Here is a 14,754-nt window from a genome sequence, read left to right on the forward strand (position 1 = left end):
TTTCCCGATGGCAGAATTTACGCTTCCGAAGAATTCCAAAGTGGGTGTCGGCAAGACCCACAAGGCCCCTTCCAGCGCCAAGCGCGTGAAGGAATTCAAGGTCTATCGCTGGAACCCCGATGACGGGAAGAATCCGGTGATGGACTCGTTCGAGATCGATCTCGACGCGTGCGGCCCGATGGTGCTGGATGCGATCATCAAGATCAAGAACGAGATCGACGCCTCGCTGACCTTCCGCCGCTCCTGCCGCGAGGGCATTTGCGGTTCCTGCGCGATGAACATCGACGGCACCAACACGCTGGCCTGCCTGAAGCCGATCGCCGAGGTGAAGGGCGCGGTGGCCATCAACCCGCTGCCGCATCTGCCGGTGGTGAAGGACCTGGTGCCCGACCTCACGCAGCCTTACGCGCAGCTGCGCTCGATCGAGCCCTGGCTGCAGTCTGAGACCCCGGCGCCGCCGGATGGCGAGCGCCTGCAGAGCAAGGAGGAGCGCGCCGAGATCGATGGTCTGTGGGAGTGCATCCTGTGCTTCTGCTGCTCCACCTCCTGCCCGAGCTACTGGTGGAACGGTGATCGCTATCTGGGGCCCGCGGTGCTGCTGCAGGCTTATCGCTGGATCGCCGACAGCCGTGACGAGGCCTCCGGCAAGCGGCTCGACGCGCTGGAAGATCCGTTCAAGCTGTATCGCTGCCATACCATCATGAACTGCACCCAGACCTGCCCGAAAGGCCTCAACCCGGCCAAGGCGATCGGCAAGGTGAAGCAGCTCATGCTCGAGCGCCAAGGCTAGAGAAGAAAGCAGCCGCTTTTTAAAAAAAGCGGCGCAAAAACTTTTGTTATGCTGGGCTATGGGCTGTGTAGGCGACAACACCCACAGCCCAGTTTAGCAAAGTTTTTTTGCTTCTTTTTGTTCACAAAAAGAAGTCTTCTGCTCCTTTGGGCCTGTGCTGTTTCAGCGCCGCTTTTTTTAAAAAGCGGCTGCTTCCTAAACGTTAGAAATCATCCGATTCGTCATTGTCCAGGCTGACAATCGAGAGGCAGGCGAGGGTCTGGTTGAGCGCGATATAGGCGATTTCGCCGAAGGTGACGGGGCCCGTGAATGGGCCGGCGCGCCGGCCTTCCAGTCGCGCCTGCCGGTAGTTCAGCACGCAGGTGCAGGCGAAGGCGATGTCTCCGGGCTCGATGGTGGCGATCGCGCGGTCGAAGGCGGCAGGGAAATCCCTGAGTGGGTTGGCGAAGCGGTAGGTCAAGGTTTTGAACACCGGTGCGAAGAAATCGACGCACTGGGCCTGCGCATCGACCGCGCGGATCGATACGTTCATTGCGGCGCCGTTATAATCGGCGATCAGTGGCAGGTTCGTGTCGATGCGATGCCGCATGATATAGGCGGCAAGGTTTTGCGGCACTCCGTCGACCAGGCACGACGTGGCGCTCAGCCCGTCTTCGGAGAACGTGATGGCGGCTCCTTTGCCGGTCGAGAACAGGTTGATGACGTCGATCTGCGCGGCCAGCCGGCGCGGCAGGGAAACATGCATGAGCGCGCCGTGCTCGGCATGGGCCTGCCCGTTGCCCGCGAAAATTTTGGGGCGCGCCAGGGGGCCGGCCAGATCGACCGCGCTGATCCAGCCGATCAGCGGACTGTTATACAGCCCTGGGTAATCGGCGGCGTCGCGGGCGAAGCTGACGAGCAGCTCGCTGAGGCCGGGCAGGATCAGAAAGGAAAACCCGTTTTCGGGATAACGCCTGGCTAGCCCGGGAAGCTCGCTTGCGTCCAGAAGCAGGATTTCCGCCGTTTGCGCGTGATCCGTGAGGTCTGAATAGAAAATCCGGTCGCGTTCGGTGGCGCCGTTGGGATTGCCGAGATAAGCCACCGCGCTGCCGCCGATCCAGCGCCCGGCCGGGAGCTGCGCCAGCAGGGTTTCCGTGCCTGCCAGGAGCAGGATGCGCCCCGCTTGGATCATGGCAGCGAGCTCCGCGACGGTGCCTAATCCACACATGGGCATCCCGAGGATCCTTTATTCATTTGCGTTTTTAATCATCTGTTGCCGCGCCGGCGCCGGTTAAAGCCCATCGCCAATGGTTTGTCGAAATGTTGTTGATTCTTGACGAGGTCTGCCGGCGTTTTTTAAAAATGCCGCTTTCTCATGTTTTATGGCGATTCCCTCTCGCCGGCATGGTTTAAAATAGTAAGCTGTTTCTGTCCCCTCAGGAGAGAGAAATGAGCACCTCCGTTCGTCCCAGCAATGATCCTCTGGTCAACCATTGGATGCCGTTCACCGCCAACCGGCAATTCCACGACTCGCCGCGCATTTTGGCCCGGGCGGAGGGGGTCTATTATTGGAATACCCAGGGGGACCGGCTGTTGGATGGCTCCTCGGGCCTGTACTGCATCCCGCTCGGCCATGGCCGTCGGGAAATCCGTGAGGCGGTGGCCAAACAGATGGAGACGCTCGATTACGCGCCGCCCTTCCAGTACGGCACGCCTGAGGCGTTCCGCCTGGCCGCCGAGGTGGCGCAGATGGCGCCGCCGGGGTTGAACCGCATCCTGTTCACCTGCTCCGGCTCCGAGGCCGTGGAGAGCGCGATGAAAGTGGCGCTGCAATATCACCGGGTGCGCGGCGAGGGCACGCGGCAGCGCTTCATCGGCCGCGAGCGCGGCTATCACGGCGTGAATTTCGGCGGCCAGTCGGTCGGCGGCATGGTCACCAACCGCAAGGCCTTTGGGATCGGCCTGGCCGGGGTGGCGCATATGCGCCACACGAAGATCCCGGAAAACCGGTTCGAGATGGGCGAGGGCACTTACGGCGCCGAGCTTGCCGATGATCTGCAGCGTTTCGTCGACCTGCACGGCGCGGATACCATCGCCGCCTGCATCGTCGAGCCGATTGCCGGCTCCACCGGCATTCTGGTGCCGCCGAAGGGCTATCTGCAGCGGCTGCGGGAGATTTGCACCCGCCACGGCATCCTGCTGATTTTCGACGAGGTGATCACCGGCTTCGGCCGCACCGGGCAGAATTTCGCGGCGCAGACCTTCGGCGTGACGCCCGACATCATCACCATGGCGAAGGCGCTGACCAATGGCAGCATCCCCATGGCGGCGATCGCGGTGCGCGAGGACATCCAGCAGACCATCCTGGATGCCGCACCGGCCAATACCGTGGAGCTGTTTCACGGCTACACCTATTCCGCGCATCCGGCGGCCTGCGCCGCCGGCCTGGCGACGCTGAAAATCTACCGCGAGGAGGATATTTTCGCTCGGGTTCGCGAGCTGACGCCGGCCTTCCTGGCGCAGATCGCCGCCTTCCGGGACTTGCCCTACGTGGTCGACACGCGCGGCTTCGGCCTGCTCGGCGCGATTGATCTGGAACCCGCGGAGCAGCCGGGCGCGCGCGGCTTTCGCATCATGTGCAAGGCGTTCGAGGCCGGGCTGGTGCTGCGCGTCGCCGGCGACACGCTGGTCCTGGCGCCACCTTTCGTCGCCACGGCGGAGCAGATCGTGGAGATGGTGGAAACGCTGCGCCGAGTGGTCGTAAGCGTAGGGTAATTTGGGTCATGGGCGTTGTTGGCGACAACGCCCATGACCCAGCATCAAAAAAGTTTTTGCGCCGCTTTTTTCAAAAAGCGGCCACTTTCTTCTCGTCGCTCGTATGCGCCAGGCGGGGCTTGCATCTGCGCCCGGTGCGCGCATGTTACACAAAATCAGGACAGGAGCGTTAGCATTGTATCAGGATGTCATGTTGCATATCGGCGGCAAATGGCGCGCCGCCAAGGATGGCCGCACGCTGGATGTGATCAATCCGGCGACCGAGGAAGTGATCGGCAAGATCGCCCATGCCGGGAAGGCGGATCTCGATGAGGCGCTGGCCGCCGCGCAGAAGGGTTTTTCGACTTGGCGCCAGGTGCCGGCGTTCGAGCGCTCGAAGCTGATGCGCAAGGCGGCGGAGCTGCTGCGCGAGCGGGCCGAAAGCATCGCGACCATCATGACCACCGAGCAGGGTAAGCCGCTGGCTGAAGCGCGCATCGAGCTCGCGGGTGCGGCCGACGTTATCGAGTGGTTCGCCGAAGAGGGGCGTCGCGCCTATGGGCGGCTGATCCCGGCGCGGGCCGATGGCGTCTATCAGATGGTGGTGCGCGAGCCGGTCGGCGTGGTCGCCGGGTTCACCCCGTGGAATTTCCCGGTCAGCCAGGCCGTGCGGAAGATTTCCGCGGCGCTGGCGGCAGGCTGTGCGTTCATCCTCAAGGGACCGGAAGAGACGCCGGCGAGCTGCGCCGAACTGGTGCGCGCCTTTGCCGATGCCGGGCTGCCGGAGGGCGTGGTGCAGCTGGTCTACGGCGTGCCGGCGGAAATTTCCGAATATCTGATCCCGCATCCGGTGGTGCGTAAAATCTCCTTCACGGGCTCGACTGCGGTCGGCAAGCATCTCGCCGCCTTGGCCGGCACGCACATGAAGCGCGCGACGATGGAACTGGGCGGCCATGGCCCGGCGATCGTCTGCAACGACGCGGATCTCGACCATGCGGTCAAAATCCTCGCCGGCAGCAAGTTCCGCAATGCCGGGCAGGTCTGCGTCTCGCCGACGCGCTTCCTGGTGCAGAAGGATGTGTATGAGCCGTTCGTCGAACGCTTCGTCCAGGCGGCCAAGGAGGTCAAGGTCGGCAACGGGCTGGACGCCAGCACGACCATGGGGCCACTCGCCAACGCCCGCCGCATCGCGGCGATGGAAGGCTTCGTCGCCGATGCCGTGCAGAAGGGCGCCACGGTACGCACCGGCGGCAAGCGCGTCGCCAACAAGGGCTATTTCTTCGAGCCGACCGTGCTGACCGATATCGCGCCGGAAGCGCGGGTCATGCATGAGGAGCCGTTCGGCCCGCTGGCGCTGATGATCCCGTTCGGCACCGTGGACGAGGCGATCGCCGAGGCGAACCGCCTGTCCTATGGCCTCGCCGCCTACGCCTATACGCGCTCCACTGCGACGGCGGCGCGGCTGGGTTCGGCGATCGAGTCCGGCATGGTGTCGATCAACCATCATGGCCTGGCTCTGCCCGAGACGCCGTTCGGCGGCGTGAAGGACAGCGGCTACGGCTCCGAGGGCGGCGTCGAGGGCCTGGAGCCGTATCTGGTGACCAAGTTCATCACGCAGGCGAATCTCTGAGGGTAGCAAAAGGGGAAGGCTACTTTTTGTGAACAAAAAGTAGCAAAAAAACTTTGTTAATTTGGGCCTTGGGCGTTGTCGGCGACAACGCCCAAGGCCCAGCATAGCAAAAATTTTTGCGCCGCTTTTTTAAAAGCGGCTGCTTTCTTCTAGCTGCTGCTGGCCCCGTAAATCACCCGCAACTTCTTCTTATCCAGCTTGCCGACGGAGGTTTTCTCCAGTGCTTCGGCGAAGAAGACATGGTCGGGAATGGCGTAGCGGGAGAGTTCGCCAAGTTCCACGCGCGCGCGGATCAGGCTCTTCACCTCGTCTTCGGTGAGTACTGCGTCCGGCTTGTGCACCACGATCGCGACCGGTCGTTCGCCCCACATGCAATCATGGATGGCGACGACCGCGCACTCGCTGATCCTGGTGTCGCGAAGAATAATATCCTCCAGGGCGATCGAGGAAATCCATTCGCCGCCGGTCTTGATCACGTCCTTGCTGCGGTCGAGCACGTGCAGCAGGCCGAACTTGTCGATGCTGCCGAGATCGCCGGTATGCATCCAGCCGCCGCGCCACAAAGCGGCGCTGGCCGCCTCGTTCTTCACATAGCCGGCGGTGAGGCTGGCGGCGCGTGCCACCACCTCGCCGATGCTTTTGCCGTCATGGGGCAGGAAATTCATGTCTTCATCGGCGAGGGCGAGCTCGATCAGCGCGCCGGCCTGTCCGGTGGCGCAACGGATTTCGACCTCCCGCTCCGGGCTGGGATCGTCCGCCACCATGTCGCCGGTGATCTGGCTGATGGTCATGATCGGGCAGGATTCCGACATGCCGTAGCCGCTATACGCATCGATGCCGCGGGCCAGTGCGGCGCGGCAGAGTGCCCCCGGCATGGCCGACCCGCCGATGACCACGCGCCAGCGGCTGAAATCGATGTTCTCGGCCTCGGGGGCGTTGAGCAGCATGTGCAGGATGGTCGGCACGCAATGCGAGGTGGTGACGCGCTCGGCTTTGAGGAGTTTCAGCACCAGAGCCGGCTGAAAGCGGCCGACATAGACCTGCTGCATGCCCATCAGCGTCGCCACGAAGGGAAATCCCCAGCCATGGACATGGAACATCGGCGTCAGCGGCATGTACACATCCTCGCGCGAGACGCCGCCGTTGAAGCCGCTCATGGCCATGGTGGACGTCAAGGAAAGGGTGTGCAGGACCAGCTGCCGGTGCGAGAAATACACGCCCTTGGGCTCGCCGGTGGTGCCGGTGGTGTAGAAGGTGGTGGCGATGGTGTTTTCGTCGAACTCCGGAAAGTCGTATTCGGGTGCTGCGGCGGCGAGCAGCGTTTCGTAATCTCCTGCGTATTTCTCGCCATAATCCCCATCTTCCGGTGCATGATCATCAGCCAGGCAGACGACCTTTTTGATTTTCGTGAGCTGCTCGCGGATGCCCCGGCAGGCGGGAAAAAAATCCTTGTTGATGAGCAGGATTTCCGCGTCGGAATGGTCGATCGTGTAGGCGATCTGCGCTGGGCTGAGGCGGATGTTTACCATCATCAGCACGCAGCCGAGCATCGGGATGGCGAAATAGGATTCGAGATAGCGGTGGCTGTCCCAATCGGCGACGGCGATGCGCATGCCGGGTTTCGCGCCAAGGGCGGTGAGTGCGCCGGCGAGGCGGTGCACGCGCGCCACGAATTCAGGGTAGGTGAAGCGCAGGTCGCCGCGATAGACGATCTCCTTCCGGCTGGCCTGGGCGATCGGCATTTTTAAAATATGCTTGATCAACAGCTGATAGTCGTTGGCCATGGCGTGTCCTTTTTTGATTTTTTTGAACTGGCTTGGCGGTCAGATCTCCCAGATGGCGCAGGTGGTCGAAGCGGTGACAAGAATTTTGCCAGCGGCGTCGGTGCAGGACGTTTGTCCGGAGTGTTCACGCCGCTGCCGCCAGCGTCAAGGAAAACTAGCGGGAAGGAAGAAAGTGGCCGCTTTTTGAAAAAAGCGGCGCAAAAACTTTTGTTATGCTGGGCCATGGACGTTGTCGGCGCCAACGCCCATGGCCGGAAGGAGCAAAAAACTACTTTTTGTTCACAAAAAGTAGCCTTCCTTACTTAGTCCTTGCCTTGATCAACGCCATCGCCTGCGCGAACGCCGCGTCCGCATCCCAAGCCGTGGTGTCCAGCAGCATCGCGTCAGCGGCGGCGACCAGGGGGGCGGCCTTGCGGTTGGCGTCGGCCTCGTCGCGGGCGGCGAGGTCGGCCTGCACGGCTTCCAGGGTCACATCATCGCCGCGGCCGAGGAGCTCGGCGTGGCGGCGTCGGGCGCGGGCTTGCAGGCTGGCGGTGACGAAGAGTTTTACGTCGGCGTCGGGGAAGATGATGGTGCCGATGTCGCGCCCGTCCAGCACCGCGCCGTTGGCGGTGCCGAAATGGCGCTGGAATTCCAACAGGGCGGCGCGCACGCCGGGGATGGAGGCGACCTGGCTGGCGGCCTTGTCGGCCGGTCCGCCGCGCAGATCGGTGCGGGCGAGGTCGGTCGGGGTCAGGCTTTTGGCGGCGGCGGTGGCGGCCTCCGGGTTCGCCGGGTCAGCGCCGACATCGAGCACGCGGCGGCCGACCGCGCGGTAGAGCAGGCCGGTGTCGAGATAGGGAAGGTTGAGGGCGGCGGCGATGCGCCGCGCCAGGGTGCCTTTGCCCGCCGCGGCGGGCCCGTCGATGGCGATGATCATGCGGCGGTGATACGGGCGCCGAGCCCACGCATCAGCGTCACGAAGCCGGGGAAGGAGGTGTCGATGAAGGTGGCGTCGTCGATGCGCATTTCCGCGGCCGTGATTTGGCCGAACACCAGGGCGCTCATCGCCAGGCGGTGGTCCATATGCGTTTGCACCACGCCGCCGCCCGGGATGTTTGAGGACCCGTGAACAATCAGGTCGTCGCCCTCGATCTCCACGCGCACGCCGCCGGCGCGCAGCATGGCGGCGGTGGCGGCCAGGCGGTCGCTCTCCTTCACGCGCAGCTCGGCCAGGCCGCGCAGACGCGAGGTGCCGCGCGCCGTGGCGCAGGCGATGGCGAGGATGAGGTATTCGTCGATCATGCTCGGCGCGCGCTCGGGCGGGACGTCCACGGCGGTGAGCTGGGTGTGCTCGACCATCACGTCGCCGATGCTCTCGCCGCCCTGGATGCGCGCATTGCGGACGGTGAGATCGGCGCCCATTTCGCGCAAGCTGTCGAACAGGCCGGTGCGCAGCGGGTTCAGCCCGACATTCTTGATTGTCAGGCGCGAGCCAGGCACCAATAGGCCTGCGACGAGCGGGAAGGCGGCGGAAGACGGGTCGCCCGGCACCGTCACGTCGGCGCCGCGCAGCTCGGGCTGGCCGGTGAGGCGGATGACGCGGCCTTTGCCCTGCTGGCCCACGGTGAGATCGGCGCCGAAATGGCGGAGCATGTTCTCCGAATGGTCGCGGGTTGGCTCCGGCTCTTCCACCTCGGTGATGCCGCGGGCGTTCAGCCCGGCGAGCAGCACCGCGGATTTGACCTGCGCCGAGGCCACCGGCAGGCGGTAGCTGATCGGCAGCGCGTCGCGCGCGCCCTGGACGGTGAGCGGCAGGCGATCCCCCGCGCGGGCGGTGAATACCGCCCCGGACATCTTCAAAGGCTCGATCACGCGCCGCATCGGGCGCGAGCGCAGCGAGGCATCGCCGGTCATGACGGAGTAGAAATCATGGGTGGCGAGGATACCGGCGAGCAGCCGCGCGGCGGTGCCGGAATTGCCCATGTCGAGCACGTCGTCAGGTGCTGTGAGGGCGCCGATGCCGCGCCCGGCGACGATCCAGTCCGCCCCCTCCTGACGGATCTCCGCCCCCAGAGCGCGCATGGCGGCGGCGGTGCGCAGCACGTCCTCGCCCTGCAGCAGACCGCTGATGCGGGTCTGGCCGACCGCGAGCGCCCCGAACATGAGCGCGCGATGGCTGATGGATTTGTCCCCGGGGACGGTGATTTCGCCGGCAAGCGGCTCGGCAGGGCGGCCGGCGGAGAGCGGCCTGGCAGGTTGCGATTCCATGTGCGGCGCTTAGCGCGTTTGCGCGGGAACGGAAACCGAGCCGTAAGGCCAAGAGAAGGAGAAGACTACTTTTTGTGAACAAAAAGTAGCAAAAAAACTTTGTTAACCTGGGGCATGGGCGTTGTCGGTGACATCGCCCATGCCCCGGCATAGTAAAATTTTTGCGCCGCTTTTTTAAAAGCGGCCGCTTTCTTTAATTCCCGCGGGGGTCATCCGTACCGTTGACAAAACGTTCGCGGCGGGAACAGATCGCATGGGTGCGCCATGAGGTTGCATCGGCTCGGAGATCCGGCGGAAAACCCGGGTCTGGGTCCGAAAATCAAGCTCAGTTTGACATGGCGCGCAGGGCATGGCATCGCGCCGCCCTTGTTGAAATGGCGTGTAGCAAAGAGGTTTTTATGGCCAAACCGGAACTCGGCGAAAAACGTACCTGCGTGTCCTGCGGGACGCGGTTTTTCGACCTCGGGAAAGACCCGGCGGTCTGCCCGAAATGCGCCACCGAACAACCGGCCGAGCAGCCGCGCCTGAAGCGCGCCGCGCCGCTGCCGGAAGAGGCGAAGAAGGTCGTGAAGCCGGCCGTGGTGGATGGCGAAGACGTGGATGTCGAGGTGGACGACGACGAGGCGGATGAGGACATCCTGGAGGATGCCGACGACCTCGACGACGACACCGACGTGATCGACGCCGATATCGACGTGCAGCCGGAAACGGACGACGGCGAGCGCTAAGCTTAAGCTGACGTCAGGGCTTTGACGCCGCATCCGGCTTCCGGGTGCGGCGTTTTACGTTTTAAAGAAAGCAGCCGCTTTTTGAAAAAGGCGGCGCAAAAACTTTTGGTCCGCTGGGCCTGTGGCGCTGAAACCGCACGGGCCCAAAGGAGCAGAAGACTACTTTTTGTTCACAAAAAGTAGTCTTCCTTTTTTCCCTTAAGGCGAGGCCTTCCAGCCCTGGATGTTGTGCAGGCGTGGATACGGCTTGGCCTCCTGCCAGCTGCCGATGATGGTGGTGTCGATCTGCAGCGGCGGTTTGACGTTGGGCTGCAAGGTGAGCCGCAACGCCACACCGCGATCGACCATGTCGATGTTGCCGGACATGGTGGCGGCGCCATCCGGCGTGGCCAGCCGCGCCGCGGTCACGGTGCCGTCGCCGTTGGCGAAGCTGGCGGACAGCGCAAGGGTGGTGAAGGGGCTGGTGCCGGAGGTGACGGCCTCGCGCAGATGCGGGTGACCTTGGGCATCGAGCGCTTTGACGAGGGCAGGCAGGTTGAAGCCGGTGATGTCGCCCGTGGCGGCGGTCAGCGTTGCCGCGCCGGACAGGGTGGCCTGCCAGCTGCCCGGCTCGTAGCCGCTGGCGGCCAGATCGGCCGTGGCGGTCACGGTGCCGTCCGGTAGCGTGAACGGGAACGTGAGCGGCAGGTTCAGTTGCGAGGCGTCGAGCCTGGTGCCGGCGAATTTCAGCGTCAAGGCTGGTGGGGCGGAGGCTTGCATGGTGGCGTTGAAGCTGCCGGTCAGGTTGCCGCCGGCGATGGCGGCGCGCGTCAACGTCCCGCTCAGGCTGTTGGCGCCGACGGTGATCGTCCCTTGTGAGGCGCCCAGCACCGGCTGGCCGGCGTAGAGCACGCGGTCGGCGGTGAGTTTCAGCGTGCCGGCCGCCGTGGCGACGCTGGACCAGGGCAGCGCCAAAGCGAGGCTCAGCGGCGGCAGGGCCAGCGTGTCGGCCTCGACATTGCCGGTGACGGTGCCGTTGCTGCGGACGATATGGCCGTTGGCGGTCAGGTCACCGAAGGACAGATCGAAATCCGGCAGGCCGAGTTGCGTGGGCGAGACCAGCATATCGGCGCGCAGCGAGATGGAGCCGGCGCCCGGCCAGGCCAGGCTGTGGGGGAGGTGAAAAATCGTCGCCGCGGCGATGGCGTCGGGGTGGCGGAGCGTGAGCGGGCCGCTGGCCGTACCGGTGGCCAGATCGATGGTCGGCGCGGCGGTGAGAGAAAAATCGCCGAGCCTGCCCACGGCGCTGGTGGCGAGCGCGTCAGGCGGTCCCTGGGCGAACAAAGTGAGGTTGAGGCGGGGCTGCAGCAGGGCGGCGGGCGGCTGCAGCCTGGGTGGCAGGAGTGCTGCCAGCGGGGCGGCGGAAGGCAGCGAGACAAAGCCCTGGGCGCTGGTGACCTGGCCTTTGGCGTCCAGCGCTAGGCTGCCGATGACCAGGCCGTTGAACAGCTGGGCCGAGGCACGGCGGATGTTCAGCCCGTCGCCGAGTGTGCCGTCCAGCAGCAGGTTGGTGAGCGACACCGGCCCCAGCGTCGCGCGGGCAGCGGTGATCTGCGCGTCAGCGGAGAAAGCCGTATCCGGGTGGCGGCTGAACCAGGCGAGCAGCGGGGTCAGGTCCAGCCGGTCGAACGCCAGCGCGCCGCTCGCATGATGGCCGTGGATGACCAGATCCCCGGTGACGTGGTCGCTGTTGATCGTGCCGGTGAGATGCTGCAACGCGAGCTGGTCTTCAGTGCCGGACAGCGTGGCGCTCAGCATGGCGCTGGTCCAGCCGGCCGGCGTCGGGATGCCGTAGTGGTTCAACAGATCGGGCAAAGAAGGAGCGTGCAGGGTGGCCTGACCGCTCACTGCGCCGTTCGCATCTATCTGCACGTTGCCGGAAAGCAGGCTGCCGCCCGGCAGGCTGGCTTGCACCTGGCTGGCCGAGACCGTGCCCTGGTTCGTGGCGAATGCTCCCTGGAGGGTCGGGAAATCCTGCCCGAAGGCGGTCACGTTCGTGGCGTCCAACGCCACCTTGATCTGCATTCCGGGCCAGAATGCCGGCACGGCGTTCAGTGCCGCGGCACTGAGATTCTGCCCGGTCAGCGTGGCGGTCAGAAGCGGGTGGGCGAAGCGCAGCTGAAGGGTCCCCTCCAGCCTGGCGGGACCGGAATTGATCTGCAGCGTGGTGGCGGTCAGCGATGTAGCGTCGGCGCCGATGCCGGCATCGACCGTGACATGCGGGGCGGTGACGCCGAGCTGGCCGGTGACTTCGCTGGCGTTGTTCAGCGCGCCGAGGAAATGCACGGTGGCATTGCCGCTTTTCGCGTCGATCCGCAGCGGCGCGTTGCCGCCGGCGCCGGCGCCGGCGAGCGCCAAAGTGAGGGACACCGCCCGGCCTTGCGCCTGGCCGGTCCCGGAGACGGTAATGGCGCTGTCGGCGCCGGTGACGACCGAGGCGTTGATGTTGGCGAGGTGCAGTTGGCCGAGCGTGACGGTGCCGTTCTGGAGCTGCGCGTGCAAAGCCGCGAGCCAGCTGGGCGGGGTGATGGCGGTGCTGCCGCCGGGCAGCGGCCAGGGCAGGTCGATATGCGGGGAGATGAGGGTGAGGCTAGTGGCGTGCAGCCTTCCGTGCAGCAGGGCCGGCAGGGAAATGGCCAGTGTCAGCGAACGGGCCTGGATCGTCTCCTGGTCAGGGCCGGTAATGGTGACGCGCTCGGCGACGAGCTGCGGTGCGGGCAGCAAGGCGAGCGACAGCCTGCCGTTGACCCGCACGGTCCGGCCGGTGAGCGAGGAGGCCAGCGCCTCGATCGTGCCGCGATGCGTGCTGGAGGCGACAAAGCCGGGCAGGGCCAGAAGTGCCGCCCCCAGCAGAATGACGAGGCCGAGGGGGAGAAGCCAGAGACGCTTTTTGCTCACGAAGGACCGAAGCCGCCATCGAGCCCGCACGGCGCGCCGATGGCGGTGAAAATGTCGTTACGATCGATTGAGAACTGCCAGCCCATGTAACCTGCCTGAAAACCCATTTTGGTTGATGTCCGATTGTCGGTTTTGGTTCAAGGGTAGGGGTATGTTAGGCTAAGTTAATGACATATTGGGGCAAGATCATCGGCGGTGTGGCGGGCTTCGCGATGGGCGGGCCGGCGGGCGCGTTGTTCGGCGCGGCTTTGGGGCATGCGGCCGACGAGGGCGTGATGAGCAGCATCGCCGCCAAGGCGCTCCCGTTCGAGGCGGCCAAAATGGCGGCCCTGCTCGGGCGGCGGGAGCAGATTTTCGCGCTCAGCGTGACGGTGCTGGCGGCCAAGCTCGCGAAATGCGACGGGGTGGTGACGCGCGCCGAGATCGACATGTTCAAGCGCAGCTTTGCGATCCCGGACTCCAGCATGGCCGAGATCGCCCGCTTGTTCGACCGCTCCCGGACGTCCGCCACCGGCTACGAGACCTATGCGCTCCAGCTCGGCCAGGCCTTCGCCGACAACCGGATCATTCTGGAGCAGGTCCTGGCCGGCTTGTACCAGATTGCCCGCGCCGACGGCCCGGTGAATGCTGACGAGGCAGCGTATCTGAGCCGGGTGGCGCGGCATTTCGGGCTCGACGGTGAGTCCGCCGGCCGGGCCGGGCGCGGCGCGGGTGGGCCGGCTCCGGCGACCAACGACGTGTATGCGGTGCTGGGGCTCGACCGGTCGGCCAGTGACGAGGCGGTGCGGGCGCGCTGGAAGGCGCTGATGCGCGAGAACCATCCCGACAGCCTGGCCTCGCGCGGCGTGCCGCAGGCGATGATCGACGCCGTCTCCGAGCGCGTGGCGCGGATCAACGCCGCCTACGACACGATCAAGCGCGAACGGAAACTTTGATTTTTTGCGCCTCCCCTAATTTCGATGCGCGGCCGGGCGGCGTGGATATGCTGGTGCTGCATTACACCGGCATGCAGAGCGCCGCGGCGGCGCTGGCGCGGCTGTGCGATCCGGCGGCAAAAGTTTCCGCGCATTATCTTGTGGATGAGGATGGGACCGTCCAGGCGCTGGTCGCGGAGCAAAACCGTGCCTGGCATGCGGGGGTCAGTTTTTGGCGCGGCGCCACGGGGCTGAACGACCGCTCGATTGGCATTGAGATCGTCAATCCCGGCCATGAGTTCGGCTACCGGCCCTTTCCGCCGGCGCAGATGCAGGCGGTGCGAGAGCTGTGCCGGGGGATTTTGGCGCGCTGGCCCATTCCGGCGCGCAACGTCGTGGCGCATTCCGACATCGCGCCGAACCGCAAGGAGGATCCCGGCGAGCTGTTCGACTGGCGCGGGCTGACCGCCGCCGGCATCGGCCTCTGGACCGAGTCTTTTGCTCCTCCTTCACCGGGGGCGCTGGCCGCGGATTTGGCCGCGATCGGCTATGACATCAGCCTTGCGGAAAGCGATGTCGTCACCGCGTTTCAGCGGCACTTCCTGCCCGGCCATGTGACCGGTGTGGCGGACCAAAAGACCGCCGGCCGGGCGGCGGCGATCAGGGCCCTGGTTGACCAAAACTGAACGAGGGTGCAGGGGAGCGCCATCCAGACGGTTGGACGGCCGCTGGCGGGAGTAGATCCTGCTGGAGGAAAGTCCGGGCTCCACGGAAATACGGTGCCGGCTAACAGCCGGCGGGGGCGACCCCAGGGAAAGTGCCACAGAAAACAAACCGCCTCGGGTTCGCCCGCGGCAAGGGTGAAACGGTGCGGTAAGAGCGCACCGCGGCCCTGGTGACAGGGCTGGCAGGGTAAACCCCACCGGGAGCAAGACCGAATAGGGGCGGCCGGCGCCGTGCGAAAGCATGGGCGCGGGAGTATTTTCGA

At 65.1% G+C, this 14,754-nt stretch carries 12 protein-coding genes and 1 other RNA gene; 8 read left to right on the top strand and 5 right to left on the bottom strand.

Annotated features, from left to right (window positions below):
* Window positions 1–7: 7 nt before the first annotated feature.
* Complete coding sequence (locus VGG47_RS14465; protein ID WP_331539784.1) at window positions 8–790, top strand: succinate dehydrogenase iron-sulfur subunit; 783 nt, start codon at window positions 8–10, stop codon at window positions 788–790.
* A gap of 202 nt (window positions 791–992) precedes the next feature.
* On the opposite strand, the gene VGG47_RS14470 is transcribed toward VGG47_RS14465, so the two are convergent.
* Entirely contained in the window at window positions 993–1,997 is a 1,005-nt protein-coding gene (locus VGG47_RS14470; protein WP_331539786.1) for a DUF6976 family protein, read from the bottom strand.
* A gap of 221 nt (window positions 1,998–2,218) precedes the next feature.
* Here VGG47_RS14470 and VGG47_RS14475 point away from each other — a divergent pair, with 221 nt between their 5' ends.
* On the top strand, window positions 2,219–3,544 hold the full coding sequence (locus VGG47_RS14475; RefSeq protein ID WP_331539788.1) for an aspartate aminotransferase family protein: 1,326 nt from the start codon (window positions 2,219–2,221) through the stop codon (window positions 3,542–3,544).
* A gap of 175 nt (window positions 3,545–3,719) precedes the next feature.
* Window positions 3,720–5,153 (top strand): NAD-dependent succinate-semialdehyde dehydrogenase, encoded by a 1,434-nt coding sequence (locus VGG47_RS14480; RefSeq protein ID WP_331539790.1) that lies wholly within the window; start codon window positions 3,720–3,722, stop codon window positions 5,151–5,153.
* Between the two features lie 149 nt (window positions 5,154–5,302).
* On the opposite strand, the gene VGG47_RS14485 is transcribed toward VGG47_RS14480, so the two are convergent.
* Complete coding sequence (locus tag VGG47_RS14485; protein ID WP_331539792.1) at window positions 5,303–6,937, bottom strand: long-chain-fatty-acid--CoA ligase; 1,635 nt, start codon at window positions 6,935–6,937, stop codon at window positions 5,303–5,305.
* Between VGG47_RS14485 and VGG47_RS14490 the strand changes: the two genes are divergently transcribed.
* Window positions 6,905–7,243 (top strand): hypothetical protein, encoded by a 339-nt coding sequence (locus VGG47_RS14490; RefSeq protein WP_331539794.1) that lies wholly within the window; start codon window positions 6,905–6,907, stop codon window positions 7,241–7,243. The two genes, VGG47_RS14485 and VGG47_RS14490, sit on opposite strands and share 33 nt — an antisense overlap.
* Here the strand turns inward: VGG47_RS14490 and cmk are convergent.
* Both cmk and aroA read right to left on the bottom strand, forming a co-directional pair.
* Window positions 7,236–7,856 carry a (d)CMP kinase gene (cmk, locus tag VGG47_RS14495; protein ID WP_331539796.1) on the bottom strand — a complete coding sequence of 207 codons (621 nt, stop codon included), beginning with the start codon at window positions 7,854–7,856 and terminating at the stop codon, window positions 7,236–7,238. The genes VGG47_RS14490 and cmk overlap by 8 nt on opposite strands.
* Window positions 7,853–9,187 carry a 3-phosphoshikimate 1-carboxyvinyltransferase gene (aroA, locus tag VGG47_RS14500; RefSeq protein WP_331539798.1) on the bottom strand — a complete coding sequence of 445 codons (1,335 nt, stop codon included), beginning with the start codon at window positions 9,185–9,187 and terminating at the stop codon, window positions 7,853–7,855. Before aroA ends, cmk begins: the two co-directional genes overlap by 4 nt.
* Before the next feature lie 398 nt (window positions 9,188–9,585).
* Here aroA and VGG47_RS14505 point away from each other — a divergent pair, with 398 nt between their 5' ends.
* Complete coding sequence (locus VGG47_RS14505; protein ID WP_331539800.1) at window positions 9,586–9,915, top strand: TIGR02300 family protein; 330 nt, start codon at window positions 9,586–9,588, stop codon at window positions 9,913–9,915.
* 198 nt (window positions 9,916–10,113) lie between these two features.
* On the opposite strand, the gene VGG47_RS14510 is transcribed toward VGG47_RS14505, so the two are convergent.
* Complete coding sequence (locus tag VGG47_RS14510) at window positions 10,114–12,852, bottom strand: AsmA-like C-terminal region-containing protein (protein ID WP_331539802.1); 2,739 nt, start codon at window positions 12,850–12,852, stop codon at window positions 10,114–10,116.
* 167 nt (window positions 12,853–13,019) lie between these two features.
* Between VGG47_RS14510 and VGG47_RS14515 the strand changes: the two genes are divergently transcribed.
* From VGG47_RS14515 to rnpB, 3 genes are all read left to right on the top strand, one after another.
* Window positions 13,020–13,787 carry a TerB family tellurite resistance protein gene (locus tag VGG47_RS14515; RefSeq protein ID WP_331539804.1) on the top strand — a complete coding sequence of 256 codons (768 nt, stop codon included), beginning with the start codon at window positions 13,020–13,022 and terminating at the stop codon, window positions 13,785–13,787.
* A gap of 47 nt (window positions 13,788–13,834) precedes the next feature.
* Complete coding sequence (locus tag VGG47_RS14520; protein WP_331539814.1) at window positions 13,835–14,452, top strand: N-acetylmuramoyl-L-alanine amidase; 618 nt, start codon at window positions 13,835–13,837, stop codon at window positions 14,450–14,452.
* Between the two features lie 23 nt (window positions 14,453–14,475).
* Window positions 14,476–14,754, top strand: an RNA gene (gene rnpB, locus VGG47_RS14525) — RNase P RNA component class A; the annotation flags it as partial.

It is taken from the genome of Acidocella sp. (genome assembly GCF_036489515.1).
GTDB lineage: Bacteria > Pseudomonadota > Alphaproteobacteria > Acetobacterales > Acetobacteraceae > Acidocella.

Excerpts from the sequence above, each read along its gene's own strand:
- VGG47_RS14490 (WP_331539794.1), top strand. The coding sequence starts at position 6,905 with ATGCTTGATCAACAGCTGATAGTCGTTGGCCATGGCGTGTCCTTTTTT.
- cmk (WP_331539796.1), bottom strand. The coding sequence starts at position 7,856 with ATGATCATCGCCATCGACGGGCCCGCCGCGGCGGGCAAAGGCACCCTG.
- VGG47_RS14465 (WP_331539784.1), top strand. The coding sequence starts at position 8 with ATGGCAGAATTTACGCTTCCGAAGAATTCCAAAGTGGGTGTCGGCAAG.
- VGG47_RS14470 (WP_331539786.1), bottom strand. The coding sequence starts at position 1,997 with ATGTGTGGATTAGGCACCGTCGCGGAGCTCGCTGCCATGATCCAAGCG.
- VGG47_RS14475 (WP_331539788.1), top strand. The coding sequence starts at position 2,219 with ATGAGCACCTCCGTTCGTCCCAGCAATGATCCTCTGGTCAACCATTGG.
- VGG47_RS14505 (WP_331539800.1), top strand. The coding sequence starts at position 9,586 with ATGGCCAAACCGGAACTCGGCGAAAAACGTACCTGCGTGTCCTGCGGG.
- VGG47_RS14515 (WP_331539804.1), top strand. The coding sequence starts at position 13,020 with ATGACATATTGGGGCAAGATCATCGGCGGTGTGGCGGGCTTCGCGATG.
- VGG47_RS14485 (WP_331539792.1), bottom strand. The coding sequence starts at position 6,937 with ATGGCCAACGACTATCAGCTGTTGATCAAGCATATTTTAAAAATGCCG.
- VGG47_RS14520 (WP_331539814.1), top strand. The coding sequence starts at position 13,835 with ATGCTGGTGCTGCATTACACCGGCATGCAGAGCGCCGCGGCGGCGCTG.
- aroA (WP_331539798.1), bottom strand. The coding sequence starts at position 9,187 with ATGGAATCGCAACCTGCCAGGCCGCTCTCCGCCGGCCGCCCTGCCGAG.